At 69.9% G+C, this 26,407-nt stretch carries 22 protein-coding genes; 13 read left to right on the top strand and 9 right to left on the bottom strand.

What is annotated here, in order from left to right; translation table 11 throughout:
* Nucleotides 1-5 precede the first annotated feature (5 nt).
* The 3 genes from AB0M73_RS44170 to AB0M73_RS44160 are packed head-to-tail and all read right to left on the bottom strand — an operon-like array spanning nucleotide 6 to nucleotide 2,431.
* Nucleotides 6-293: a hypothetical protein gene (locus tag AB0M73_RS44170; RefSeq protein WP_363905122.1), complete on the bottom strand. Its 288-nt coding sequence runs from the start codon at nucleotides 291-293 to the stop codon at nucleotides 6-8.
* On the bottom strand, nucleotides 294-926 hold the full coding sequence (locus tag AB0M73_RS44165; RefSeq protein WP_363905119.1) for a VOC family protein: 633 nt from the start codon (nucleotides 924-926) through the stop codon (nucleotides 294-296).
* A 17-nt stretch (nucleotides 927-943) separates the two neighbouring features.
* Entirely contained in the window at nucleotides 944-2,431 is a 1,488-nt protein-coding gene (locus tag AB0M73_RS44160; RefSeq protein WP_363905116.1) for an MBL fold metallo-hydrolase, read from the bottom strand.
* A gap of 93 nt (nucleotides 2,432-2,524) precedes the next feature.
* Between AB0M73_RS44160 and AB0M73_RS44155 the strand changes: the two genes are divergently transcribed.
* Nucleotides 2,525-3,430 carry a LysR family transcriptional regulator gene (locus tag AB0M73_RS44155; protein ID WP_363905113.1) on the top strand — a complete coding sequence of 302 codons (906 nt, stop codon included), beginning with the start codon at nucleotides 2,525-2,527 and terminating at the stop codon, nucleotides 3,428-3,430.
* Here AB0M73_RS44155 and AB0M73_RS44150 read toward each other — a convergent pair.
* Nucleotides 3,420-3,962, bottom strand: a complete 543-nt coding sequence (locus AB0M73_RS44150; protein WP_363905110.1) for a DUF1707 domain-containing protein — start codon at nucleotides 3,960-3,962, stop codon at nucleotides 3,420-3,422. The two genes, AB0M73_RS44155 and AB0M73_RS44150, sit on opposite strands and share 11 nt — an antisense overlap.
* A 100-nt stretch (nucleotides 3,963-4,062) precedes the next feature.
* Here AB0M73_RS44150 and AB0M73_RS44145 point away from each other — a divergent pair, with 100 nt between their 5' ends.
* Nucleotides 4,063-5,331, top strand: a complete 1,269-nt coding sequence (locus tag AB0M73_RS44145) for a cytochrome P450 (RefSeq protein ID WP_363905107.1) — start codon at nucleotides 4,063-4,065, stop codon at nucleotides 5,329-5,331.
* A gap of 274 nt (nucleotides 5,332-5,605) precedes the next feature.
* Complete coding sequence (locus AB0M73_RS44140; protein WP_363905104.1) at nucleotides 5,606-7,678, top strand: P-loop NTPase fold protein; 2,073 nt, start codon at nucleotides 5,606-5,608, stop codon at nucleotides 7,676-7,678.
* An 80-nt stretch (nucleotides 7,679-7,758) separates the two neighbouring features.
* On the opposite strand, the gene AB0M73_RS44135 is transcribed toward AB0M73_RS44140, so the two are convergent.
* Nucleotides 7,759-9,240, bottom strand: a complete 1,482-nt coding sequence (locus tag AB0M73_RS44135) for a peptide MFS transporter (RefSeq protein WP_363905101.1) — start codon at nucleotides 9,238-9,240, stop codon at nucleotides 7,759-7,761.
* A gap of 64 nt (nucleotides 9,241-9,304) precedes the next feature.
* Nucleotides 9,305-10,198: an EamA family transporter gene (locus AB0M73_RS44130; RefSeq protein ID WP_363905098.1), complete on the bottom strand. Its 894-nt coding sequence runs from the start codon at nucleotides 10,196-10,198 to the stop codon at nucleotides 9,305-9,307.
* 72 nt (nucleotides 10,199-10,270) lie between these two features.
* Here AB0M73_RS44130 and AB0M73_RS44125 point away from each other — a divergent pair, with 72 nt between their 5' ends.
* The 6 genes from AB0M73_RS44125 (at nucleotide 10,271) to AB0M73_RS44100 (ending at nucleotide 18,245) form a co-directional block, all read left to right on the top strand.
* Nucleotides 10,271-11,194 carry a LysR family transcriptional regulator gene (locus AB0M73_RS44125; protein ID WP_363905095.1) on the top strand — a complete coding sequence of 308 codons (924 nt, stop codon included), beginning with the start codon at nucleotides 10,271-10,273 and terminating at the stop codon, nucleotides 11,192-11,194.
* A gap of 60 nt (nucleotides 11,195-11,254) precedes the next feature.
* A complete protein-coding gene (locus AB0M73_RS44120) occupies nucleotides 11,255-12,277 on the top strand; it encodes a LacI family DNA-binding transcriptional regulator (protein ID WP_363905092.1) in 1,023 nt (340 codons plus the stop codon).
* Nucleotides 12,274-13,851: an amidohydrolase gene (locus AB0M73_RS44115; protein ID WP_363905090.1), complete on the top strand. Its 1,578-nt coding sequence runs from the start codon at nucleotides 12,274-12,276 to the stop codon at nucleotides 13,849-13,851. Before AB0M73_RS44120 ends, AB0M73_RS44115 begins: the two co-directional genes overlap by 4 nt.
* Nucleotides 13,852-13,948: 97 nt before the next feature.
* Nucleotides 13,949-15,292, top strand: a complete 1,344-nt coding sequence (locus AB0M73_RS44110) for a hemolysin family protein (protein ID WP_363905087.1) — start codon at nucleotides 13,949-13,951, stop codon at nucleotides 15,290-15,292.
* A complete protein-coding gene (locus AB0M73_RS44105; RefSeq protein ID WP_363905084.1) occupies nucleotides 15,289-16,335 on the top strand; it encodes a hemolysin family protein in 1,047 nt (348 codons plus the stop codon). Before AB0M73_RS44110 ends, AB0M73_RS44105 begins: the two co-directional genes overlap by 4 nt.
* Before the next feature lie 140 nt (nucleotides 16,336-16,475).
* On the top strand, nucleotides 16,476-18,245 hold the full coding sequence (locus tag AB0M73_RS44100; protein WP_363905140.1) for a substrate-binding domain-containing protein: 1,770 nt from the start codon (nucleotides 16,476-16,478) through the stop codon (nucleotides 18,243-18,245).
* Between the two features lie 133 nt (nucleotides 18,246-18,378).
* Here the strand turns inward: AB0M73_RS44100 and AB0M73_RS44095 are convergent, their stop codons facing one another.
* Nucleotides 18,379-19,494, bottom strand: a complete 1,116-nt coding sequence (locus tag AB0M73_RS44095) for a glycerophosphodiester phosphodiesterase (RefSeq protein ID WP_363905081.1) — start codon at nucleotides 19,492-19,494, stop codon at nucleotides 18,379-18,381.
* A gap of 258 nt (nucleotides 19,495-19,752) precedes the next feature.
* On the opposite strand from AB0M73_RS44095, the gene AB0M73_RS44090 reads away from it, so the two are divergent.
* Together AB0M73_RS44090 and AB0M73_RS44085 are read left to right on the top strand one after the other, a co-directional pair.
* Nucleotides 19,753-20,655: an SDR family oxidoreductase gene (locus tag AB0M73_RS44090; RefSeq protein WP_363905078.1), complete on the top strand. Its 903-nt coding sequence runs from the start codon at nucleotides 19,753-19,755 to the stop codon at nucleotides 20,653-20,655.
* A gap of 163 nt (nucleotides 20,656-20,818) precedes the next feature.
* Complete coding sequence (locus tag AB0M73_RS44085; RefSeq protein ID WP_363905075.1) at nucleotides 20,819-21,847, top strand: PHB depolymerase family esterase; 1,029 nt, start codon at nucleotides 20,819-20,821, stop codon at nucleotides 21,845-21,847.
* A 64-nt stretch (nucleotides 21,848-21,911) separates the two neighbouring features.
* Here AB0M73_RS44085 and AB0M73_RS44080 read toward each other — a convergent pair whose 3' ends face one another.
* Nucleotides 21,912-22,736, bottom strand: a complete 825-nt coding sequence (locus tag AB0M73_RS44080; protein ID WP_363905072.1) for an enoyl-CoA hydratase-related protein — start codon at nucleotides 22,734-22,736, stop codon at nucleotides 21,912-21,914.
* 111 nt (nucleotides 22,737-22,847) lie between these two features.
* Here AB0M73_RS44080 and AB0M73_RS44075 point away from each other — a divergent pair, with 111 nt between their 5' ends.
* Complete coding sequence (locus AB0M73_RS44075) at nucleotides 22,848-23,369, top strand: snapalysin family zinc-dependent metalloprotease (RefSeq protein WP_043716397.1); 522 nt, start codon at nucleotides 22,848-22,850, stop codon at nucleotides 23,367-23,369.
* 78 nt (nucleotides 23,370-23,447) lie between these two features.
* On the opposite strand, the gene AB0M73_RS44070 is transcribed toward AB0M73_RS44075, so the two are convergent.
* Nucleotides 23,448-25,724 (bottom strand): FUSC family protein, encoded by a 2,277-nt coding sequence (locus tag AB0M73_RS44070; protein WP_363905068.1) that lies wholly within the window; start codon nucleotides 25,722-25,724, stop codon nucleotides 23,448-23,450.
* Nucleotides 25,725-25,801: 77 nt separating this feature from the next.
* On the opposite strand from AB0M73_RS44070, the gene AB0M73_RS44065 reads away from it, so the two are divergent.
* Nucleotides 25,802-26,251, top strand: coding sequence for a MarR family transcriptional regulator (locus AB0M73_RS44065; RefSeq protein ID WP_043716400.1), 450 nt, complete (start codon nucleotides 25,802-25,804; stop codon nucleotides 26,249-26,251).
* The last annotated feature ends 156 nt before the right edge of the window (nucleotides 26,252-26,407 follow it).

Here is a 26,407-nt window from a genome sequence, read left to right as displayed (position 1 = left end):
CCGTGTCACCGCGGCCCGTGGGCCCCGGTCATCAGGGCGGCCAGGTCCTCCGGGTGTATGAACGACGGCGGCATCGGCGGACCCCAGATCAGCCGGCCGTTGCCGCCGGCGAAGACGTCCGGATCCCAGTCCGTGTCCTCGGGGATGCAGTCGAGATCGCTGTAGTACTCGGAGAAGTTGCCGGCCGGGTCCTTGAGGTACCAGAAGAAGTTGGAGCCGTAGTGGTGCCGGCCGAGGCCCCAGACGTGGCGTTCCGGGTGGCCCTCCAGCATGCCGGCGGCGCCCCGGCCCACCTAGTCGACGTCGTCGACCTGCCAGGACGTGTGCTGCAGGAAGTCGACCGGGGCCCGCACCAGCAGCAGGTTGTGGTGGTCGGTCGAGCACCGCGTGAAGGCGCTGGTCCGCAGCACGTCGCTGACCTTGAAGCCGATGCCGTCGACGAAGAACCGCTTGGACGCGTCGAAGTCGGTGGTGCCGAGCACGATGTGGCCCAGTTTGCGGGGCCGCACCCGGTCGGGCCGCCGCAGGACCTCGGCCCGCGTGCCGGGGCGGTCGATGCGCCCCGGCCAGTTGTAGCGGGTCGGCTCGACGGCGGGCTGGACCAGCCGGGGCCGGACCTCCAGGTTGACCTCGACGCCGCCGACCGGGTCGATCGCGGTCAGCCGGTCCGCGCCGCGACGGGTCACCATCTCCAGTCGACGCAGTCGCGCCTCGACGCGGTTGAGGTCGTCGGGGTCGTCGACGCCGACGGTGCACGCCACCAGCCGGCGGAACGGCGTCTCGACCAGCCGCAGCTGGTTGCCGCCGTCGGCGGTGGCGTACCAGCCGCCGCCGGTCGGGGTGAGGCCGAATTCCGTGTAGTAGGCCCCGGTCTCCTCGACGTTCGGCACACCGACGACGATCGACGCCAACATGTGTAGAGCCATTGTCCGCTTCCTTGCTCTCAGCGACCGGCGACGATGCGCAGGTACTCCAGCGGCGCGGCGTGGGCAAGGGTGTGCCCATCGGTGCCGCGGTGCCCGCTGACCACGGTCTTGACGTCCAGATCGAGCTCACCGATGGCGTCATAGAGCTGGACGGCCAGGCGGCCGCGGCCGGAGTTGGCCGCCGGCTCGGTCGGCGTGGGGTTCCACAGGTCGGACTCGAACAGGACGCCCGGCTTGCTGACGTAGACGACCAGGCCGTCCCTGGTGTGGTCGGTGGTGATGCGCTGGATCCGCAGCACGCCGCCGTCGGCGGTGGGCAGGTCGAGGCGGTCCTTGACGCCGATCACCTCGGTCTCGACCGGGTTGGCGGCGAGGCGGTCGGGGTCGACGGTGTGCGGGCTGCTCAACAGGTCGCGGAAATACTCGACGCTGGGCTCGCCGACGATGACCTGCACTCCCCCGTCGGCCACGAATTCGCGAATGCCGCCGATGTGGTCGTAGTGGAAATGCGTGCCGACGACCTTGCGCAGCGGCTTTCCGGGAAACGCCCGCTTCACCTGGGCCAGTGCGGCACGGGTGTATTCGTCGTAGAGCGGGGCGTCGACCGCGACGACGTGGTCGTCCATTTCCACCACGAGCACGTTGTGGCTCGGACCGAGCACGATCTTCACCCCGGGGGCGACCTCCACCGGCTCCGGATCGGTGGGCGCGGTTTGCAGATCGAAATAGAACCGCACACCGGCCAGCACGTAATTCATGATCCACTCGGTGGCGTAGTTCGCGTAGGCGGACTGCGCGGCGCTGGCGTCGACAACGGTCTCGTCGGCCACATGGAAGTCGGCCTCACGATCGAGCTCGATCGCGGTGCGGGTCTCGTCATGCACGATCTGGTCGTCGACGGCGATCACCACGTGGTGCGGCAGGACCAGCGCGCCGACCGGGCGGTAGTCGTCGAAGCGGATCTCGACCTGGGCATCGCCGTGCGGCGAGTGCTCCTCGACGAGCTCCAGCCGCACCGGCAGCGCGTTGTCACCGAACACGACCCGAACCGGCGGCCGGCCGGTCTCCCGCAGGGTCACGGCCGAGTCCTCGACCACCACGTCGGCCGCCGGGGCCAGCAGCTTGACGGCCAGGCGCGGCACCGAGGTCAGGTCGATGTGCCGCTGCCGCGCGGCCACCCGCCAGGACGGAATCGCCGTCGACACCGGCCGCGGGTCGAACATGAAGTCGATGCCGTCCACATATCCGAAGCTGCCGTTGCCGATTTCGGTGTGGTGCAGCTTGGTCGGCACCAGCTTCGTGTCGGCCGACAGTTCCAGGCGGTAGCGCGGCCGCACCACGTCGACCGTCTGGGTGTAGGAGAATTCGGACACCAGTTCCGGCTCGGTCGGCGCCTTTCCCCATCCCGGATGCCAGCGCCGACCGGTCGCCGACACCGTTTCCGTCGTCGTCGCGGCCAGCGCCGCGCGGCCGCCGAGCGCATCCACCATCGCGTCGAGAATCATGACCCTCTCCCCTTTCGCAGTTCCTCGACTTCGAGTCTGCGTCCGGCCCGGCGAGGCGTCCAGTGCACATTGTTCAGCAGTACTATGTACCGCATGCATATCGAGAACGCCGATCTCAACCTGCTCAAGGCGCTCGATGTCCTGCTCGAGGAGCGGCACGTGTCCCGGGCGGCGGCGCGCTTCCACCTGAGCCAGTCGGCCATGAGCCGCACCCTGAGCCGGCTGCGCGAGACCTTCGGCGACGAGCTGCTGGTCCGCACCGTCCGCGGTTACGAGCTGACGCCGCGGGCCCGGGCCATCCAGCAGGAGCTGGAGTTCATCCTGCCCCGGCTGCGGGCGCTGGTCCGGGGCGGCGTGTTCGACCCGGCGACGTCGAACGACTCGATCCGGGTCAACTGCACCGACTACGCCGTCACGGTGCTGGGCGCGCGGCTGTTCGGCCGTCTCTTCGAGCAGGCTCCCCGCCTGTCGCTGACGATCGAGCCGCTCAGCCCACGCACGTACGACGAGATCGAGCACGGCCGGGTCGACCTTGCCCTGTCGCCGGTCCAGCCGCCGTCCGGGCTGCACTGGCAGCCGCTGTTCCAGGAGGACTACGTCTGCGCGGTGGCCGCCGACCACCCGATCACCGCGCCGCGGCTCACCCTGGAGCAGCTGGCCGAATACCCCCGGGTGAGCGTGGTGGTGCTGCCGCAGCAGGTGATGGTGATCGACCGGCGGCTGGCGGAGCTCGGCGTGACCCAGCGCAGCGGTCTGCGGGTGCCGTACTTCGAGGCGGCGTTCACCGCCCTTCCGGGCACCCTGTTGATCGCGCTGGTGCCGCGGCGGCTGGTGGACATCCCTCGATGCGGCGACACGGTGCGGCTGATCGAGGTGCCGGAGGAGCTGGCCGTGCCCTTCCCGTACGGCATGGTCTGGCACCCACGGCTCAACTCCGACCCGGCGCACCTGTGGGTGCGGTCCCTGGTCGCCGAGGTGGCGTCCGAGCTCAGACCCTGAACACCTTGAGGTTGCCCAGTTTCACCGTGCCGGTGAGGCGGATGCGCGGGCCGCCGTTGCCGTCCTGCTCGCCGTAGACCGCGCGCTTGCCCATGATCGCGGCGCCGTCGTCGATCACTGTCGCGTCGTCGGCGACCATCAGCTGGACCTTGCCGCAGAAGGCGTCCACCTGCACCTCGATGTCCGCGCCGGGCGGCACGGAGACGAGGTTGAGCACCACCGCGCCGAACAGCGAGCGGGCGTGGATGCGGCGGCTGACGTCGGGCACGCGGACAATCTTGCTGAGCACCGCCGAGACCTCGGTGGCGCCGTCGGGCAGCGGAACCACCTCGGCCGCGCCCAGGTCCGACAGCAGCGGCCGCAGGTCGCCCGTGACGCGCGCGGCGTACACGGCCTCGACCCGCTCCGCGTGTTCCGGCCAGGTCAGGCGGCCGTCGGCGACCGCCCGGTTGAGCAGTTCGACCGCGCGCTCGCGTTCGTCATTGGACAACCGCAGCGGCACCACCGGCCGTGCCGGCTCGGGCAGCGACATGATGAACACCCCCTATCTCTTAGTGGCCAAGATTCTCATCCTCGGGGCACGCGCGGTCAAGGCGGTGGTACAAAGGCGGCAACGGGGTGAGGAGAACACCATGTCCGACAGGCAACTCGCGGCCGGGATCGCGATGGGCAAGGTCGTCCTGGGCTGGTTCCGGCTGCTGGACGATCCCGGCGCCATGCTGATCCGTCCCTCCCAGGCCATCGATCCGTATCCGCATTACGAGCGCGTCCGCGCGCGGGGCAAGGTCGTGCCCAGCAAGCTCGGCATGCTGCTGGTGTCCGACCACGAGCTGTGCAGCGCCGTGCTGCGCGACCCGGCCTTCGGTGTCGCGCCCAACAAGGAGATCGGCCAGCCCGATCCCGGCCTCGACGGGTTGGTGAACCCGTTGGAGGACTCGTTCATCTTCCGCAACCCGCCCGAGCACGGCCGGTTACGGCGCGTGGTGTCGCCGCTGTTCACGCCGCGGGCCATGCAGGAGCGGCAGGGCCGCGTCGAGGCCATCGTGGACGAGTTCCTCGACCAGCTGGCCGGCCGCGAGGAGTTCGACCTGGTCGACGAGTTCGCGTCCCGGGTGCCTATCAAGATCATCTGCGACCTGTTGGGCGTGCCCGACACCGAGCACCGGCGGATGACCGCGTGGGGCACCACCTTGGCCGCCTCCATCGACGGCATGGGCAGCATGGCCCAGGTTCGTGAGCTCCGGTCCACGCTGCGGGAGCTCAACGACTTCCTGGCCGAGCGCATCAAGCTGCGTCGTGCGGAGCCGAACGACGACGTGATCGGCCACATGTTGGCCGAAGGCGGCCTCACCGACTTCGAACTGCTGGCCAGCTCCGGCCTGCTACTGGCCGCCGGCTTCGAGACCACCGTCAACCTCATCGGCAACGGCGTGCTGGCCCTGTTGGCGAATCCCTCGGCCCGCCAACGACTCGTCGACGATCCCGCCGCCGCCGACAACATCGTCGAGGAGATCCTCCGCCTCGATCCCCCGATCCAGTACACCGCACGGCTTCCGCTCGCCGGCGCCAAGCTCGCCGGCCGGGATGTCCCCGCCGGCAAGGTCATCGTGCTGCTCACCGCCGCCGCCAACCGCGATCCCGCCGTCTTCCCCGATCCCCACCGTTTCGACCCCGACCGCCCCAACGCCCGTGAGCACCTGACCTTCTCGTCCGGTGTCCACTACTGCCTCGGCGCCGGTCTCGCCCGTATGGAAGGCGCCATCGCCCTCCGGGCCCTCTTCCGCCGCTTCCCCGACCTCCGCCTCTCCGGCACCGTCCAGCGCCGCGCCAGCCGTGCCGTCCGCGGTCCCCTGCACCTGCCCGTTCGGGTCACTTCCCGCCAACCAGCCGCGATCGCCTGACCACTAACCGTCAATGGAGACCCGCATCACCCACCCGTTCGGGTCATGACGTTCCGCTTTTCCCCAAACTTCAGGCACTCTGGAACCAGCAGCCCCTCGATCCGCCGCCCCGCCGCCGTGGCGGATCGAAGGGCTGCTGCTCGTTCCGCGACTGTCCACTCCGGACTCCACCGCCCAGCGCATCGTCGATTTCGACGCCTGCCGTCGCTTCCGGTAACGCCGGAGCCGTTGCCCGCGAAGACCGGGAGTGCCGGAGCAGGAGTCGCGCCCCACGGTGGCCGAGCTGGAGCAGGAGTTCGACGACGCCATGGCCTCGGCCGAGTTCCGCCGCTTCCGTGAGAAGGAAGCCGAGATCCGGTCGGCCTTCCTGACCCGGCGCCCCGCGCTGTCGGACTCCCTGAACGACGCCAGCATGGTGCTGGCGGAGCAACGCCGCAGGCTGGACGCAAATTCATGGTCGCTCAGTAACGTCGTCGCCACGGCTGTGCGACCGCACAGCCCTCTCCCTTTCTCCGGCCCGTCGCTCTGGGCAACCGGACTCGTAGTTATCACCATCCTGATTGCCGCCACATTTCCGACATTATCAATCTGGTACCTGCTGATCGGCATTGGCGTCGCAGCACTCATGATTACATCAGCCTGGTCGCTCACCGAAGACGTTCCCACCTTGAAACAACGTCGCCTGCAAACAAGGGAAGAATTCAGGGTTGCCGAGGCCTCCTATTCGACCCAGCTGACCCACGCGGCCCGGGGAGCACTGCGCCGATGCGTCACCGACGTCTACCGGCCGACCGGCGTACTCGTCTTCCCGATGACGGCGCCGACCCTGGTGGAACTGTCGAGCGGCAAGATCTCGCCCTCACGAACACATGACGAGGTCGTCGAATTCATACGAAACCATGAAACGTCGGCGATCGGAATCGCGGGCCCACGCGGCGCCGGCAAATCCACTCTCATGGAGGCGGTCCGACACACCGAGGACATGGTCACCCATCATGTGCTGCTCACCGCGCCGGTGAAGTACGACCCGGTGGACTTCACTCGCCAGCTGTTCGCACAGGCGGCGGAGGAGATCGCGAGGAAGTCCGGCTACAGCCCGGAGCGGGAACAGAAGGCACGAGACCGCCGGTTCCGCACGCAGCGGGCCATGCGTGACGCGCTGACCCTGGGATTGTTCCTGATGCTCGCCTCCACGGTCTTTCTCTGGGCGATCAGCCACAACGACACGTGGGCCTGGCAATGGCAAACCGTCCTTGGGTTGGCCGCCACCGGCCTGCTGGTCCTGGTCGTCATCACACCGATGGTGTCGCTCCTTCTGTTCGGCGCTCGGTCGTCACGGACGCGGTACAGGTACCTTGACGTCCAGAAATCGGCCCAACTGGCGGTGGAGGCGCTTGACGATCTGGCCTGGAGCCGGGAAGAAGGGCAGAAGGAATCCAGCTCCATGAAGCTGCTGTCCGGACTGATATCTCTGGGCGGCGAGGACAGCGTCAGCCGGAAGCGGAGGGAGCGGTCGCAGCCGGAGCTGGTGGCCGACTTCAGAGAGATGCTGACGCAGTTCTCCCGCGACCGGACGGATCCGACGAAGCAGCGGTTCGTGGTGTTCATCGACGAGCTGGACAAGCTGGCCCGGGTGGATGACCTCACGGAAGCGGTGAATGGCATCAAGGATCTGATGCATATTCCGGGGGTGCACTTCGTGGTGTCGGTGTCGGTCGATGCGCTGGTGCAGTTCGAACAGAGGGGGATGGCAGCGCGGGATGCGTTTGACTCGACGTTTGACACGGTGTTCAGGATGCGGGGGCTGACGCTGGCGGAGTCGAGGGACATCCTGGAGGGGAGGGTGGCGAACTTTCCGACGGTGCTGACGCACGGGTGCCACGTGTGGTCGGGAGGGCTGGCGAGGGATCTGCTGAGGACGGCCCGGCGGTGCGTGGAGATCCACCGTAGGGACGGGAACGTCGCGCAGATCATGAGGACCGCGGTCACGGAGGATCTGCTGGCACTGATCGACAACGCGCTGAGGGCGGCGGACGCACCGCTGGATCACCTGTGCGAGCTGAGGCAGGCGGTGTTGACGGTGGCGGAAGGGAACGCGGATCCTCGGCGGCGGATTCCGGGGCCGGCGGAGAACAGCAACCAGGTGGCCTATGTGGTCGCGGTGGGACTGGCGCTGCTGAGCTGTTTTCATGGATGGGCGCCGGACGACAACCGGTGGGAGCGGCCGCCGAAGTGGGATGACTGCATGGAGGCGTTGGCGGCAGCCATGTCGGCGAGGGCGGATCCGCCGGTGATCAGGGATCGGGCGCTACGCAAGGCCAAGGCGCTGGTGCAGGCGACGATGTGACCAGGGGCCGCCGTTGTGCAGGGAAGGACGCCTTACCCGCGTTGAACGAGGGTAAGGCGTCCTTCCCTGCATGAAGAAGATCAGTCCACGCCCTGCATCTTGCGGGAGATGGACGGGGCCAGGAAGAGCAGGCCGACGGCGAGCACGACGGTGACGCCGCCGACGATGCCGAAGTACGGGATCTCCGTCTGCGGCGTCGCGAAGGGCACGATCTGGGCGCTGATGCCCTGGGCGGCGGCGTCGGACAGGAACCAGAGGCTCAGCATCTGGGCGCCGAAAGCCTTGGGGGCCAGGCGGGTCGTGGCCGAGAGGCCGACCGGGGACAGGCACAGCTCGCCGAGGATGACGATGAAGAAGCTGCCGACCAGCCAGAACGGGCTGACCTTGGCGTCGGGGCCGTAGAGCGCGGCGGGCAGGATCATGAGCAGGTAGGACAGGCCGGCCAGGCCGAGGCCGAGGGAGAACTTCACGGGAGTGGACGGCTGGCGGCTGCCGAGTTTGGTCCACAGCAGCGCGAACAGCGGCGCGAACACGACGATGAAGCCGGGGTTGAGCGTCTGGAACCACGAGGCCAGTAGCGGCAGCCCGGCGACGTGCAGGTCGGTGCGGTGGTCGGCGTAGTCGGCCAGCACGACCGAGCCCTGCTCCTCGATCATCCAGAAGAACAGGGAGGCGATGAACAGCGGGATGTAGGCGATCACCCGCGACCGCTCCACCGGGCTGACCTGCTTGCTGCGGATCATCGTGTAGAAGTACAGCGCGGGCAGGATGAGGCCGAGCGCGCTGATCACGTTGATCACGAGCGTGACGGTGAACAGCCCGGCCACCGCGATGATCACGAAGGCGGCGGCGACGATCACGGCGCCGATGGCGATGCGGCCGAAGACCCTGCCGCGCTCCTCGGGGGACAGCGGATTGCTGGGCGCGTCGCCGACGGCGGCCAGGCGCTTGCGGCCGAAGATGTAGATCACCAGGGCCAGGAACATGCCGATGGCGGCCACGGAGAAGCCGAGGTGGTAGCTGATCTTCTGGCCGAGCGTGCCGACCAGCAGCGGCGCGACCACGGCGCCGAGGTTGGTGCTCATGTAGAAGATCGAGAAGCCGGCGTCGCGGCGGCGGTCCTTCTCGTCGTAGAGGCCGCCGACCATGTTGGAGATGTTGGGCTTGAGCAGGCCGGTGCCGACGGTGATCAGCAGCATCGACACGTACAGCGCGCCCACGCCCGAGGGGAACGACAGCGCGATGTGCCCGCACATGATCAGCACGCCGCCGTACAGCACGGCCCGGCGCGAGCCGAGGATGCGGTCGGCCAGCCAGCCGCCCAGCACGCCGGACATGAACACGCTGGCCCCGTAGATCGACATCAGGCTCTTGGCCAGTGTCGGATCGAGGCCGAGTCCGCCGTCGCTGAGCTTGCTGTACATGAAGAACAGCAGGATCGCGCGCATCCCGTAGTAGGAGACACGTTCCCAGAACTCGGTGAAGAACAGCGGCCCGAGAGCGGCAGGATGCCCGAAGAAGCCCTTTTGGGGCGGCTTCGCGCTCTCAACGGTGGCGCTCAACCGACTACCTCCCGTGGTGCACTCACAGTGAATACGACGTTCACTCAACGTCGTGTGGCGCACCCTAGCGTGAGGCGCGGAGCCCCTGTCGCCACCCCGTCAGCTTCTGGCCGAACGCCGAGGTCAGAGCGACGCCGACGATCACGAGGCCGGCCGCGGCGATGGAGAGTCCGGACATTTTCTCGTGCAGAACCAGCGCCGACGACGACATTCCGAACACGGGCACGAGCAGAGAGTAAGGAGCAACGACTGTTGCGCCGTAGCGACGAATGAGCATCCCCCACAGGCCGTAACCGACGAGCGTCGACAGCCATGCGACGTACCCCAGCGAGAACAGCGCCGAGACGGTCAGGTGGGACAGCGCCGCCAGGTCCTGCTCGGGGCCTTCGACCAGCAGCGACAGCCCCACCATGGGCAGCGGCGGCACGACGCTGACCCACACCATGAACTTGAACGCGTCGGGCGGCGCGGCCTTGCGGGTGGCGACGTTGCCCAGCGCCCAGCTCACCGCGCCCGCCAGCACCAGCACGAACGCCAGGATCGGGCTGGCCTGCCCGTAGTCGACGGCGACCAGGGCGATGCCGGCCAGCGCGATCACCATGCCCACGACCTGCCGCCGCCCCGGCCGCTCCCCCAGCAGCAGCGCGGCGAACACCATGGTGAACACGGCCTGCGTCTGGATCACGAGCGAGGACAGCCCGGCCGGCATTCCCAGGTGGATGGCCAGGAACAGCAGTCCGAACTGGAAGGCGCCGATCGCCGTGCCCACGGCGAGCACCCACCGCCACCGCACCTGCGGCCGCCCGATGAACAACACCGCGGGCAGCGCCGCGACGGCGAAGCGCAGCGCGGTGAACAGGAACGGCGGGAACGACTCCAGCCCGATGTCGATGACCACGAAGTTGACGCCCCAGATGAGGGCGACCAGGACCGCCGCGAGCAGGTGACGAGGGTGCATGCCGCCAGGATCGGCGGCCGGTCAGTTAAGCACCAGCAAATAGTTCTTCACGGTTCGCGGTAGCATCGCTACATGATTGACCTGGCTCGGCTGCGGGCCCTGCACGCGATCGCCGTCTACGGCTCGGTGAACGGGGCGGCGGAGGCGCTGGGCTACACACCGTCGGCGATCTCGCAGCAACTGAACAAGCTGGAGCGGGAGACGCAAACCACACTGCTGGAGCGCCGCGGCCGCGGGGTCGTGCTGACCGACGCGGCCCAGGCGCTGGCCGACACCGCGGCCGAGGTGCTCAAGCTGGTCGAGCAGGCGGAGATCCAGCTGGAGGAGCAGCGCGGCAAACCGGTCGGCAACGTGGCGCTGGGGGCGTTCGCGACGGGCTGTCGCGGCCTGCTGCCGTCGGTCGTGTCGGAGCTGATGGTCGAGCACCCGGCGCTGGACGTGACCGTGGTGGAGATCGACCCGCCGGGCGCGGTGACGGCCGTGCAGCGCGGAGAGCTCGACGTGGCCGTGGTGCACGACTGGCAGATCGCCCCGCTGGCCATGCCGGACGACCTGGCCCGCGAGGTGATCGGCGAGGACGTGGCCGATCTTCTGGTCCCGGCCGATCATCGGCTGGCCGGGCGAAAGGCCGTCACCGCCGAGGATCTGGTGCACGAGCGGTGGCTGTGCCAGCCGCCCGGATCGATCTGCCACGACTGGCTGGTGGCCACCGTGCGCTCGACCGGCCACGAGCCGCGGGTGTCCTACGTGGTCCCCGAGTACCAGAGCCAGCTGGAGTTCCTGCGCGCCGGCATCGGGATCGCGCTGATGCCCCGGCTCGGCCGCGCGCCGCTGCCGGACACCGTGGTCGCGGTGACGCTGGAGCCGGTGCCGAGGCGCCGGCTGTTCACGGTGTGGCGGGAGCGCACGAGTCGTCGGCCGGCGATCAAGGCGACCGCGGACGCGCTCAGGCGTGTGACAACCCGGGTCCTCGACGCGACAAGCCGGGCCCGCTGACACGTCGGCGGCACAGGTCACCGGTACTGTCCCAGTTCAGTTGGCGAAGGGAGTGGGCCTGTGCCCGGACGGCAGATCACGCTCGCCGAGGTGGCCCGGCACGCCGGGGTGTCACTGGCCACGGCGTCCAGGGTGATCAACGGCAGCGATCGGCAGGTCAGCGACCCGCTGCGGGACAGGGTGATGGCCAGCGCCGACTCGCTGGGCTACCTGCCCAACGCCTCGGCGCAGGCCTTGGCCCGCAACAGCAGCTCCCTGGTCGGCCTGGTGGTGCACGACATCTCCGATCCGTACTTCTCCAGCATCGCCGCCGGTGTCACGAGAGTGGCCGAGGACGCGGGCCTGGTCGTGGTGCTGGGCACGACCGCGCGTAGCCCGGACCGGGAGCGGGAACTGCTGGCCACGCTGCGCGGGCATCGCGCCAAGGCGGTGGTGATGGTCGGCAGCCGGTCCACCAAGCGTTCCGTCACGGCCAAGCTGGCCGAGGAGATCGCCGCCTTCACCGAGCAGGGCGGCCGGGTGGCCTGCGTGTCGCAGGCCAAGCTGCCGGTGGACACAGTGGTGCCGAGCAACCGGGCCGGGGCCAAGGCGCTCGCGGTGGCGCTGGCCGGGCTCGGGCACCGCAAGTTCGTGGTGCTCGGCGGGCCGCCGGAGCTGCTGACCAGCCGCGACCGGGTGGCGGGTTTCAAGGCGGGGCTGGCCGATTCCGGCGTCGAGCTGCCCGATCAGTCCATTCGGTACGGTGAGTTCACGCGCGACGGCGGCTACGACACGGTGACCGAGATGCTGGCCGAGAGCACCGACGCCACGTGCGTGTTCGCCGTGAACGACGTGATGGCGCTGGGCGCGATGGCGGCGATGCGGGCGGCCGGGGTGCGGGTGCCCGACGACATCTCGGTGGCCGGCTTCGACGACATCCCGACGCTGCGCGACGTCTCCCCCACGCTGACCACGGTTCGGCTGCCGCTGGAGGAGATGGGCGCGCGGGCGGCGCACATGGCCCTGAGCGACCACGACGGCGAGCCGCGCACGGAGCGGATCGCGGCGGAGGTCGTGCTGCGAGAGAGCATCCGCAAGATTTGATCCTGCTGCGGACTTCCACCCAGTCGGTGGCCATCGCCGACAACCGGATCGTCGCCGTCGGGCCGGATGCCGAAGAGCTCGGCACAGCCGACGTCGTCGACCTGGGCGACGGCCTGCTGCTGCCGTCGTTCGGCGACGGGCACGCGCATCCGGTGCTCGGCGGGCTGGAGCGGCAGGGGCCCTCGATCACCAATCAGTCCACTGTGGACGGCATTGTGGCCGAGGTTGCTCGGTGGGCGACGGAAAATCCCGGCGACGGCTGGATCCTGGCCGCGAGCTACGACCCGGCCCTGGCCCCGGACGGCGCCTTCGACGCACGATGGCTGGACGCCGCCGTGCCGGACCGGCCGGTGGCGTTGCGGTCCCGCGACTACCACGCCTTGTGGTGCAACAGCCTTGCCCTGCAACGGGCCGGCATCACCCGCGACACACCGGATCCGCGGCTGGGCCGGATTCTCCGACGCGCCGACGGCAGCCCGTTGGGCACGCTGCTGGAGTGGCACGCCTGCGATCTCGTGCTGGACCTGATCCCGGCCCGCGAACCGGACGATCTCGTTGCGGCGCTGGAAGAAGCCGGCCGGGTGTATGCGGCAGTGGGCGTCACGTGGGTGCAGGACGCGTGGGTCGAGCCGGCGATGGTGGACGCCTATCTCCTTGCTGTGGAACGGGAATGTCTGACGTTCCGCGCGGATCTGGCCCAGCGGGCCGATCCCGACCGCTGGCGGGAGCAGACCTCGGCCTTCGACCGGCAGCGAGAGCGGTGCCAGCGCTACGGCCGGGACCTGGTCACCGCCCGCACCGTGAAGTTCTTCGCCGACGGGGTGGTCGAGACCGGCACGGCGTCGATGCTCGAACCGTACGCGGATGTGCCGCAGTCGCACGGAATGCCGGTGTGGTCGCCGTCGGAGCTGGCCGCCGCGGTCACGGCGTTCGACGCCGAACGGTTCCAGATCCACGTGCACGCCATCGGCGATGCCGCCGTGCGCGCCGCCCTGGACGCGATCGAACAGGCAAGGGCCGCCAATCCGGACTGGGACCGCCGGCCGGTGATCGCCCACGTGCAGGTGGTGGATCCGGCGGATCTGCCCCGGTTCGCGGAGCTGGGCGTGATCGCCACCGTGCAGCCGCAGTGGGCCCAGACCGATCCCCTGATGACCGAGCTCACCATCCCCCGCCTCGGCCCGGCGCGCGCCGACCGGCAGTACCCGTTCGCGACGCTGGCCCGCCTCGGCGCGCGGCTGGCGTTCGGCAGCGACTGGCCGGTCAGCCCGGCCGATCCGCTCGAAGGCCTGCGGATCGCCACGAGACGGGAGTGGCTGCCGGGCGAGCGGTTGGACGTGGCGCAAGCGTTCGCCGCGCAGACCACGGGTGTGGCGTGGCAGGCGCAGGCCGAGCACACGTGGGGCGAGATCTCCGTCGGCCGCCGCGCTGACCTGGTGTGCCTGAATGGTGACCCACAGCACACGCCGCTCGAAGAAATCCTGGTGACAGGAACGTGGTTGTCCGGCCGACGCATATACGCAGCCCTTACACTGGCAGCTGACGTGTCACGTTGTTCACCATCTGAGGAGTGACTGTTTCCGTGCCTGACGCGCGGTCACCTGGCCACAGTAGTGAGCCGGGGGAAAGCCCCGGCTGCGATACGACCCCGGTCACGGACGTGAGTCCCCGATGACCGGATATCTTTTCGACGTCCTCTGCCTGCTCGCGGTCCTGGTGCTGACTGCGGCCAACGCGCTGTTCGTCACGGCGGAGTTCTCCCTGACCACCCTGGAACGCAGCCAGGTGGACACGGCCGTCGCCCAACTCGGCGACGCGCGCTCCCGCACCGTGCAGAAGGCGCACCGCACGCTGTCGTTCCAGCTCTCCGGCGCCCAGCTGGGCATCACGCTGGCGACCCTGGTCACCGGCGCGCTGGCCGAGCCGGCGCTGGCCGACCTGATCGAGGCGCCGCTGACGGCGATCGGCATCCCGCCCGGCGGGGCCGAGGCCGTGGGCGCGGCGCTGGCGCTGCTGCTGGCGTCCGCGCTGTCGGTGGTGCTGGGCGAGCTCGTGCCGAAGAACCTGGCGATCGCCCGTCCGATGCAGACCGCCCGCGCGGTGGCCGGCTTCCAGTACGCGTTCTCACGGGCGTGCAAGGCCCCGATCACCGTGCTCAACGGCACCGCGAACTGGATCGTGCGGCGCTTCGGCGTGGAACCGGCCGAGGAGCTGCGATCCGCGCGGTCGCCGCAGGAGCTGGGCTCGCTGGTCCGCTCCAGCGCCGCGCACGGCACCCTCGACCAGGGCACCGCGACGCTGCTGGACCGGTCGCTGCGGTTCGGCGACCGCACGGCCGACGAGCTGATGACGCCTCGCGTGCAGGTCGAGGCCCTGCGCGGCGACGACACCGTGCTCGACCTCGTCAACGCCGCGCTGCGCACCGGCTTCTCGCGTTTCCTGGTGCACGACGGCGACCTCGACGACGTTCGCGGTGTCGTGCACGTGAAGCAGGTCTTCGGCGTGCCGGCCGCGCAGCGCGCGACCACGCCCCTGTCGGCGCTGATCCGGCCCGTGCCGACGGTGCCGGAGAGCCTGGAGGCCGACGCCCTGTTGGAGCGGCTGGGCTCCGGGTTGCAGATCGCCATCGTGGTCGACGAGTACGGCGGCACCGCCGGCATCGTGACCATGGAGGACCTCGTCGAGGAGATCATCGGCGACGTCCGCGACGAGCACGACCGGCGCGAGGTGGCGCCGGTGCGGCCGCTGGGCAAGGACAGCTGGATGGTGTCCGGGCTGCTGCGGGAGGACGAAGTGGCCGAGGCCACCGGCTTCCGCATGCCCGACGGCGACTACGAGACCCTGGCCGGCCTGGTGCTGACCCGGCTCGGCGAGATCCCCGAGGTGGGCGACGAACTGCGTGTGGACGGCTGGCGGATCACGGTGATGGCGATGGACCGGCACCGCATCGCGGAGCTGCGGGTGGCCAAGGTCGGCGAAGTGCCCGCGACGATCCCGAGCGAGGTGACGGCGTGAACGACGTCCTCGCGCTGTTGCTGACCATCCTTTTGTTGCTGGGCAACGGCTTCTTCGTCGGCGCCGAGTTCGCGATCATCACGGCCCGCCGCGACCGGCTGGAGGAGTTGGCCCGGCTGGGGCAGCAGCGGGCCCGCACGGTGATCCGCGCCGGGCACCAGCTGCCGCTGCTGATCGCCGGCGCGCAGCTGGGCGTGACGGTGTGCTCGCTGGCGCTGGGCGCGCTGGCCGAGCCGGCCATCGCCGGTCTGCTGGAGGAGCCGCTGGCCCCGCTGGGCGTGCCGCCGACGCTGGTGCACGGCATCTCCTTCGTGGTGGCGCTGGCCCTGGTGTCGTTCTGCCACACGGTGATCGGCGAGATGGTGCCGAAGAACCTGACGCTGGCCGGCCCCGAGCGGGCGGCGCTGTGGCTGGTGCCGGTGCACTTCGCCTTCTGCCGGCTGACCCGGCCGCTGCTCAACACGTTCACGGTGATGTCGCAGGCGCTGCTGCGGCTGATCAAGGTCGAGCCGAAGGACGAGCTGGAGGGCGCCTACACGCCCGACGAGCTGGCGTCGCTGCTGGGCGAGTCCCGGCAGGAGGGCCTGCTGGACGAGCCGGAGCACCGGCGGCTGGCCAAGACCCTGTCCTCGGCCGCGCGCACCGTCAACGACGTGCTGGTGCCGCTGGACCGCCTGACCACGGTGCCGGCCGAGCCGACCGTCGGCGACGTGGCGGCGGCGGTGGCCGCGACCGGCTTCTCCCGCTTCCCGCTGCTGGCCGCCGATCGACGGCTGGCCGGCTACCTGCACGTCAAGGACGTGCTGGACCTGGCCGACCAGCCGCCGTCGACGCCGGTGCCGCGCAACCGGGTCCGTGGCCTGCCGGAACTGCCGGCCGACGCCCGGCTGGACGACGCGCTGGCCGCGCTGCGGCGGGCCCAGAGCCACCTGGCCCGGGCCGTCGACGCCGACGGCCAGCAGTTGGGCGTGGTGGCCCTGGAGGACCTGGTCGAGGAGTACGTCGGCACGGTCCGGGACGGGACCCACGTGGGCGGAAAGTGACCCAGGGTGTCCCGGTACCCCCGATCGGGCACCGTGTTCTTCGCGCGTAGGGCAGAATCTGCGCTTTCATGACGCTGATGTCACACCCAGTGAGTCAACTTGACCCTTGGGGAGTGACCTGGCGCTCGGAGAGGGACGTGATGGCTCGACACCGCGCACTGGTGACGAGGGTGCGGCGGCGCCTGGCCAAGTGGCCGGTCGCGATCACCGGCCTGGTGGTGCTGATCCTGCTGGGCTGGCTGGCGTGGACCTGGCTGGGCGGCGTGCTGGAGCGGCGCGCCGCCGCCGAGGCCAACGGCTGCACCAACGGCGACGTGGTGCTGCGGGTGGCCGTCACACCGAGCATCGCGCAGCCGGTGCGGGACGCGGCCCAGCGCTGGACCGAGACGCACCCGGTCATCGACGACTCGTGCGTTCGGCTCCAGGTGCAGTCGGTGGAGTCGCAGACCGTGCTGACCGGGCTGACCACCAAGTGGGACACCGGCAAGCTCGGCGAGCAGCCGGCGGCCTGGCTGCCGGACTCCATGCTGTGGGCCAACCGGCTGACCGCGCAGAACAACTCCATCGTCAGCACGCAGCCGCAGTCGGTGGCCACCAGCCCGGTCGTGCTGGCCACCCAGCAGTCCGGCGCGGACGCGCTGGCCAGCGGCGATCTCGTGCAGTGGACGGATCTGCCGGGGCTGACGTCCGCGCCCAACGGCTGGTCCGGCTACGGCAAGCCGCAGTGGGGCAAGTTCCGGCTCGCGGTGCCGGATCCGGCCACGAACCCGGCCAGCGCGCTGGCCGTCCAGTCGGCGCTGGCCGGCGCCACGGCCAACGGCACCGGCCCGGTGACCACGGACATGCTGGCCCAGCCAGGCGTCAAGGACACCATCGCCAAGCTGGCCAACTCCCGGGCCTCCGGCGCGCCGGCCGACACCCTGGACGCGCTGGACGGCCTGGCCAAGGCGGCCGACATCGGCACCGCCAGCTACGGCGCCGTCCCCGTGACCGAGGTCGACCTCTACCGGCGCAACCTCGGCAAGGACGGCGCACCCAAGCCGGCGACGCCGCTGTACGAGGTGGCGATGGGCGGCGCGAGCCCGGCCGCCGACTTCCCGTTCGTCACGCTGTCGGGTAGCTGGGTCAGCCAGACCCAGAACAAGGCGGCGCAACAGTTCCGGGACTTCGTGCGGCAGGGCGCGCAGCAGAAGCTGTTCGCCACCGCCGGGTTGCGGGTCGCCGCGACGCCGGACCATCCGACCGACGCCACCGGCATGCGCTGGCCGGCGATCTCGCAGACCCTGGTCCCGGCCGACGCCACCACCACCCAGGACATCTCGGCCAGTTGGACGGCCGCGGCCCTGGGCAACGAGGTGCTGTCGGTGCTGGTGGACACCTCGCCGGCGATGGGGGCCGACGGCGTGAAGGCCGTGCGCAACGCCCTGACCGGCGAGGTCAACCGAACGGTGTCCGGCTCGATGGGGCTGTGGGCCTACGCCGCGGGCCTGGACGGGGACAAACCGTACAAGCAGCTCGTGCCGGTGGTGCGGATCGACCAGGGCGTCGACCAGCTGCACGCCGGCATCGACAAGCTCACCCCCGGCAACGGCAGCCAGCTGTACGCCAGCATTCTCGCCGTCTACCAGTCGGTGCTGGCCAACTACCAGGACGGCAAGCACAACCGGGTCGTCGTGGTCGTGGCCGGCAAGAACGACGGCGGGCTCACGGTGGACCAGCTGCGGACCCAGCTCGGCCAGCTCAAGGACGGCAAGCGGCCGGTCTCGGTCAACATCATCGCCGTGGGCGGGAACGTGGACCACGACCAGCTCAGCGGCATCGCCCAGGACACCGGCGGCAGCCTCGCGTCGGTGCAGAACGGCAGCGGCGTGGACGCCGCGCTGGCCCAGCTGCTCTCGACCACCGGATGAGTTCCGCCAATGCGGCCACACGCCGGCCGCATTGGCCCTAAGCTGACCGACGCCGCTGCCAATCCCCCCTGGTGGCCGGCGACAAGCTGGAGCCCTTGCCTACCCCCCGGACAGGGGCTCCAGCTCCTCAAGCTCAGCCCTTCAGGAACTCGTCGCGGGCCACGATGCCGATGTCGGCCGTGTCGGTGAAGAAGCCGTCGATGCCGGCCCGCAGGTACGTCTCGATCTCGCCGAACAGGTTGCCGTAGGCCGTCGGGTCGGCCGACGAGCGGAAGTCGGCCGGCAGGAACACGTTCTCCGGCCGGAACGTGTACGGGTGCACCTTCAGGCGGGCCGCGTGCGCGTCCTTGACGAACGACGTCTGCCGGCCCAGGTGACCCGTGGCGTCCCACGGGATGATCTCGTTCTTGTCCGGGCCGACGCCCTGCGCGTAGGTCGCGATCTCCCGCAGGCCGGCGGCCGAGGTGATGTCCGCGTACGTGCGCTTGTCGCCGGCCACCGTGAAGTCGTACGGCTGGCCCGCGACCGCGGTCAGCTGGATCAGCGGCACCCGCAACTGGCGGTGCAGCCACTTGAGGTTGGACACCTCGAACGACTGCACGTACACCTTGGCGCCGGGGTGGTTGAGGCCGTTGCGGTTGAGCGCGTCCACCAGCTTCTGGTCGGTGGGCAGGCCCTCGGCCTTGAAGAAGGTGGGGTGCTTGGTCTCCGGGTAGATGCCGATGTCCCGGTGCAGCTCCTTGTCCAGGCGCTTCACCAGGTCGATGACCTCCTGGAAGGTCGGGATCTGGTAGCGGCCGTCGTAGACGGTGTTGCGCTGGCGCACCTGGGGCAGGCGCTCCACCGCGCGCAGCGTCTTCAGCTCGGCCAGCGTGAAGTCGGTGGTGAACCAGCCCGTCAGCGGGACGCCGTCGAGCACCTTGGTCGTCTTGCGGCCGGCGAACTCCGGATGCTGGGCCACATCCGTGGTGCCGCCGATCTCCGGCTCGTGCCGGGCCACCAGCACACCGTCCTTGGTGGACACCAGGTCGGGCTCGACGTAGTCGGCGCCCATGCGCGCCGCCAGCTCGTAGGAGGCCAGCGTGTGCTCGGGCCGGTAGCCCGACGCTCCGCGGTGGCCGATCACCGTCGGGCCGTACGAAGCGCCGTACTCCGGCGACTGGGGCACGGCATTGGCGGCGGGAATGGCGGTGATGGCGACCGCCGCGGCCGCGGCCAGCACGATCCCGGCGATCCGGGTTCTGCTCATGGAGGCTCCTGACATCGTGGACCGATCGGGCAGCGTCACCCCAGTCCCTCGGTGCGAAATCGGCGCCAACCTACCCACAGGCGCCGCTCAACGACAGGTAAAGCCCCCGCGTCGTGCCCCGCGTGCAGCCTTTCCGCGCCGCGCGGGAGATCACCCCCAGGACCAGTGACCCCCGTCACATCAAACTATATGGACACAGTGTCTCCATTGGTGTTTATATGGACACAACGTCCACAAAATGACCGAGGAGCGGACACCATGAGCGAGAGCCAGATCGTCGTCGTCACCGGGGCATCGAGCGGGTTCGGCTGGATGAGCGCCCACCGCCTGGCCGACGCCGGCCACACCGTGTACGCCGGCATGCGGGCCACCGCCGGCCGCAACGCTGACAAGGTCACCCAGATCCAGCAGTACTCGAAGGACAACGACGTCAACCTCCGCGCCGTCGAGATGGACGTGGCCGACCAGGCCTCCGTCGACGCCGCGGTGGCGCGGATCATCGAGGAAGAGGGCCGCATCGACGTCCTGTTCCACAACGTCGGCCACATGGTGCTGGGGCCGTCCGAGGCCTTCACCCCGGAGCAGCTGGCCGAGCTGTACGAGTCCAACGTGCTGGGCTCGCAGCGGGTCAACCGCGCCGTCCTGCCGCACATGCGCGCCGCCCACCACGGCCTGGTCGTCTGGAACGGCAGCAGCAGCTCGGCCCGCGCCGGGACGCCGCCCTACCTGGGCCCGTACTTCGCGGCCAAGGCGGCCATGGACTCGCTGGCCCTGAGCTACGCGGTCGAGCTGGCCCGGTTCGGCATCGAGACCTCGCTGATCGTGCCCGGCGCCTTCACCGGCGGCACCAACCACTTCGCCAACTCGGGCCGGCCGGCCGACACGGGCGTGGTCGAGGCGTACGAGGAGTTCTACTCGGGCCTGACCGCGCAGGTCACGGCCAAGCTCACCGAGCTGGAGCCGGCCGACGCCGACCCGTCCGAGGTGGCCAGGGCCGTGGTCCGCGTGGTCGGCACCCCTTACGGCAAGCGCCCGCTGCGCACCCACATCGACCCGTCGCAGGACGGCGCCGAGGTCGTCAACGCGGTGGCCGACCGGCTGCGCTCGGACTTCTACGAGCGGCTCGGCCTGGCCGACCTGCTGCACCCGCGGACCGTGTAATCCCGGCCACAAACGGCGGATGACAACGTTGTCAGGCGGAACGCCTGCAACCCCAGCGGCGGATAACACGTCTACAGGGAAAATTCAGAAACTTCTTAACGTAGATTGGGGCCGACCGTCGACGACGCCGTCGGCCCCACCGCCGCCGCCAGAGGAACCGCCGATGAGTACCGCCGCCGCCACGCGCCTTACCGTGCTCGCCACGAGCGCGGTCCTGGTCGCGTTGACCGCCTCCGCGTGCGCGGCCGGCGTAACCGAGGGATCCTCGATCAAGCCCGCCCCGCAGGCCGCGGTCACCGCCGCCAGTGGCGGCAACACCTGCGCCAAGCCCGACGTGCCGGCCGGCCTGAGCACCCAGCACGTGATGTCCGACGGGATGCGCCGCACCGTCGTCGTCTACTACCCGCACGGGCACAAGCCGGGCAAGCCGATGCCGATGGTCATCGACCTGCACGGCAGCGGCAGCACCCCGCTGCAGCAGCTGGCCGGTTCGGAAATCGCGGCCACCGCGGACAAACACGGCTTCGTGGTCGTCGCGCCGCAGGCCGGCATTCCGTTCATCGCCGGCAAGTCCCACGGTTTCGCCTGGAACGTGCCCGGGGTGCCGCTGATGAGCGGCCGGCCGGTGCCCAAGGGCGCGCCCAACGACATCCAGTTCATGCGCGACGCCATCGCCGCCATGAACAAGGCGCTGTGCGTGGACACCAAGCGCATCTACGTCACCGGCTTCTCCGGCGGCGCCCGGATGGCCTCGCAGGTCGGCTGCGAGCTGTCCGGCCAGATCGCCGCCGTGGCCCCGATGTCCGGGCTGCGCATGCCCGGCAACTGCAAGCTGGGCCGGCCGGAGTCGGTGCTGTCCTTCCACGGCACCTCCGACGGCACCAACCCGTACAACGGCAGCAAGCAGATCTACTGGTCCTACAGCGTGCCGGTCGCCGCCCAGCGCTGGGCCGCCGCCGACCACTGCGACAAGGGCGTGCAGAAGCAGGTTGTCAACGGTGTCATCAGCACCACCTACGGCAATTGCGACAACGGCCGCCAGGTCGTGCTGTACACCGTCACCGGCCAGCGGCACATGTGGCCCGGCACCCCCGACTCGATGGCCAAGGGCTACACCGTCCCGAAGATCGACCCCAACGAGATCATGTGGTCCTTCTTCGAGTCGCACCCCCTCGACGCCGCCACCGCCTGACCGCCTTCATGCAGGGAAGGACGCCTTACCCTCGTTGAACGCGGGTAAGGCGTCCTTCCCTGCATCAGGCCGGGGCGCCGTCCTGGTCGAGCTTGGGCCACGGGATCGTGGTGAAGTCCGGCCGGCGCTTCTCCACGAAGGCGCTGACGCCCTCGGCGTAGTCGCGGCTGGCGTAGGAGGCGCGGTACCAGCGCTGCGACCACTCGTCCTCGGCGGCCTCACCGGCCACGGCACGGGCGATCAGCTGCTTGGCCCCGGCCAATGTGATCGGGGCACGCTGGGCCAGGGTTGCGGCCAGGGCATAGGCCTTGGCGGCGACCTCTTCCACCGGGTGCACCTCGTGCACGAGTCCGATGCGCAGGGCCACCTCGGCGTCGAGCAGCTCGCCCGTGAACAGGATGTAGCGGGCCCAGGCCGCGCCGACCGTTTCCACCACACGGGCCGTGGACATCTGGTGGTAGACGACGCCCAGTTTCGACGGCGTGATGCCGAACTTGGCCGTATTGTCGGCAATTCGGATATCGCAGGCCAAAGCGAGCTCGCAGCCGCCACCCACGCACCAGCCCTGAATGAGCGCGACCGACGGCTTTGACATCGTTGCCAATGCCCGCTCCGCCTCGTGCACGACCTCCGAGTACGCCGCCGCGGCCTCCTCGCCCTTGCGCACGGTCTGGAACTCGGCGATGTCCGCCCCGGCCGAGAACGGGCCGTCACCCGCGCCGCGGACCACCAGCACCCGCACGGTCTCGTCGTCCTCGACCGCGCGCACCACGTCCGGGATCGCCTGCCACATCCGCAGCGCGAAGGCGTTTCGCTTGGCCCGGCGGTCGATCGTCAGCGTGGCCACCGGTCCGTCGACCGTCAGCGAGAGTTCCTCGGGCAGGCTCATACCGGCAAATTACCCGGGTCAACGGTGAACGCGCCCCGACGATCGCAGGTGGCTGCGTCACACCGCGCGCTGCGAGGCTGGCCCCACGTCCATGCCAGAGGAGTGACGAGAATGCTTCGACGTTTGGCCCTCGGCCTCGCCGCCACCCTGCTCCCGTTGGCCGGCATCGGTTTCGCCGCGCCGGCGGACGCGGCGCCGACCGTGGTCACCCTGCACTACAGCGCGAGCGGGATCACGCACTACTCGGCCCAGGTGGTCCAGGCCGTGAAGAACTGGGACACCCGGCTGAAGAACGTGCAGCTGGTGTCCGGCGGCACCGCCACCATCAGGCTGCACGAGATCAACGGCGGCGGCTCCTACACCAACACCGACGGGCACGGCCACGGCGACATCTACATCGACCGCCAGCAGGTCGCGCAGGGCTTCGACCCGACCCGGATCCTCACCCACGAGTTCGGCCACAACCTCGGGCTGCCCGACGACTACACGGGGCCCTGCTCCGAGGTCATGTCCGGGCACGGACCGGGCACCGCGTGCAAGAACGCTATCCCCTCGGCGGCCGAGGTCGCCACGGTGGACGCCAACTTCCGCAACGGCTTCGCCGCCGTCGCGGAGCTGCACAGCGTGCACTGACGCAGTCGCGGAAGGTTTGACGGCAGGCGTACCCGGCTGGACGGGTGCGCCTGCTTTTTTGACCAGGCGCCGTCCGCCTCACATGGACGGACTGACGGGCACATCTGTCCGGCTGCGGGCGCAGCCCAGGGTGACGTCGAGGCGGGCGACCTGGCCGGTGCGGAGGCTGATGCGGTGGGCGGTGGGTGGGTAGGCGGTGGCGACGACGGTGACGGGGCCGGGTGGGAGGCCGGTGACGTGGTAGCGGCCGTGGGAGTCGGCGGTGGTGGTGGCGACCATGCGGCCGGCGGAGTCGAGGAGGCTGAGGGAGGCGTGGGGGCGGGTGGTGCCGGCGACGGAGCCGCCGGTGAGGGGGAGGCCGCTGAGCTCACGGAGGACGTGGCGGAGATGGATGAGGGGCCGCGAGGAGGGGACGCCGGGTGAGAAGAGGGAGGCGTCGGCGGCGGCGAGGGGGGCCTCGGCGGCGGGCTGGACGGCGCCGACGGGAGAGGCGATGAGCTGGCGGACGGCGTCGGCGAGAGAGCGGCAGGCGGGAGAGAGCTGGGGGTCGGGGCGCCGGAGGGCACGGGCGTGCATGCCGAGGGAGGCATAGAGGGCGAGGCGGTGGCGGGTGCGCGGGGAGACGGTGCCGTTGAGCATGGGCACGGTCAGGGGCCGGGCGACCAAGGCCAGCTGCCAGAGCTTGGTGTCCAAGGTGCGGCTGACGGCGTCGAGGTCGCGACGGTCGGCGGCGGCGTCGAGCAGGTCGGCCAGGGCGGTGAGCACGGCGTCGCGAGCGCTGCGGACGGTGTCCTTTGTGGACAGAGGTGTGACGACGAGGGCGACCAGGAAGCCGATGGCGGCGCCGATGGCGGTCTCCTCCAGGCGCAGCACCAGGAGGTCGGTGGAGAACTCGTTGAGCACGCTGTAGAGCTGCCCGACCATGACGGTGACGAAGAAGATCATGTACAGGTAGGAGATCCGCAGCAGGTAGAAGCCGAGGAACATGCTGCCGACGATCACGGCCAGCACCCCGGCGGTGCTGCCGGCGGTGATCTCGGCGAACAGCACGGAGGCGACGAGGCCGAACATGGTGCCGGCGATGCGGTTGAGGCCCTTGACGAAGGTCTCGGTGCGGGTGGCGGTGCCGGCGAACATGACAAAGGCCGCGATGACAGCCCAGTAGTAGCGGGCGGGCGACAGGGCCTCGCCGGCGACGATGGCCAACGCGCCGGCGACGGCGACCTGGATGGCCTGACGGGTGGTCATGTCCAAGCGGGCCAAGGGATTCCAGTGGCCGCCACGAGCTGGCACGTCCTTGGCGACGGCGGGAGAGCCGGGCAGGGCGCCGAAAGCGAGGGAGATGGACGGCTCGAACTCGTCGAGCACGTCGTCGGTGGTGTCGTCGGAGCCGGAGGCGATGGTCACCAGTTCCGTCACGGCGACGGCAAAGTGCTCATCCGGCAGGACGCGGGCCAGCTCGGCGGCGCGGCGGTCGTCACGGCGGGCCAGGCGGTCGGCGACCCGGGCGGCGGCGCGGGCATGGTCGGTGCCGACGAGGGCTTCGGCGGCGGTGACAAGTTGATCCAGGGCGTGCTGGGCGTCGATCAGCTTGCGGCGTAAGCGAGACGGTGAGGTGCCAGCCGGCAGGGCGCCGGACTCGGCGGACCAGCCCTCGACCATCAGGGCCGCCTCGGTGACACCGGCCAGGCGGGCGTGCAGACGACGGCGTGACCGGTCGAAGCGACGGGAATCGGTACAGGACAGCAGGTCCGAGGTGGCGCGAGAGACGGCACGGGCCCGGGCGTCGAAGGCCCGCACGACCCGGGCCAAGGTCTTGGCGGAGTTCACGCGAAGCACGGTGACCGACAGCAGCAGCACCCACACCGTCGCCACGATCACGGTGATCAGCAGCCCGGGCAGCATGGCCACGGTGGTGTGCAGGAAGGCCGCGAAGAAGTAGCCCATCCAGCCCATGAAGCCGTAGAAGAAGAAGTCGACGCCGAACCGGCGCACGAATACGGCCGCGAACATCACCGCGACGAACACAGCCAGCATCAGATCGGTGTTGCCGTCGACCAGCGCGCCGGCCAGCATGCCGATGCCGAAGGCGACCGGAAACAGCGCGGCGGTGCGGGTCTTGGCCCACGCGCTGCCGGAACCGAGCGCCATCGCGCCCATCATCGCCACCACCGCGCCCAGCAGCATGGCGATCAGGGTTCCCATCGCGTTCGCCCCGGTGACCAGCGCGAACCCGAACTCCACGGCCAGCCCGCTGGCCATCGCGAACGTCGCCGAGGCCGCCGACCACAACCGGCTCAACCCCGGGTCGGACGCCACCGCCCGATCCCGCATCTCGCTCAGCGCGAGCGTCATCCAGGCCCCCATTCCTCGATGCCGGTACCATACCGCTAATTACCGGTGTCGTACCGGCATCTTTCCCGGAGGGCCCCATGACGGACGCGGCGGCGGCGCTGGACGTGGTCGAGCTGGCCACGGCCGTGCTCGCGCGCAACTTCGAGCTGCTCCGGCGACGCAGCGAGGTGTACAAGGAGCTCGACAAGTCCGAGTACCTGCTGCTGCGCACCCTGGACCTCCTCGGCCCGGTCGACATCAGCACGCTGGCCGGCGCGCTGGGCCTCGACCCGTCCACCGCGGGCCGGCAGGTCACCGGCATGCGGGGCCGCGAGCTCGTGACGAAGATCCACGACACCACCGACCGTCGACGCTGCATCATCGCGCCCACGGAGCTGGGGCTGGAGCTCATGGCCCTGACCCGGCAGCGCCGGCTGACCGTGTCGGCGGAACTGCTCGGCGACTGGACACCGGACGAGCTACGCACCTTCGCCGAGCTGCTGACCCGCCACAACGACGCCGTCGCCGCGCGCTACCTGACGACCTGAACCCCCGCGAGTCCCGCTTAGCGTCACACCGAATGTGTGAAACGGTTTCATACATTCGGTGTGACGGAGAGCGGGACTGACCCGAAAATAGTGGTGAGTCGACCATGTCCAGGGCATGGCTGTTCCCTCAGACCACCGCCGAGCCGCCGGCAGCCT

The sequence above is a fragment of the Kutzneria sp. NPDC051319 genome, assembly GCF_040682195.1.
In the GTDB taxonomy this organism is placed as follows: domain Bacteria; phylum Actinomycetota; class Actinomycetes; order Mycobacteriales; family Pseudonocardiaceae; genus Kutzneria.
Note: the sequence above shows the minus strand (reverse complement) of the source record. Positions and strands in the feature narration are given on the sequence as shown.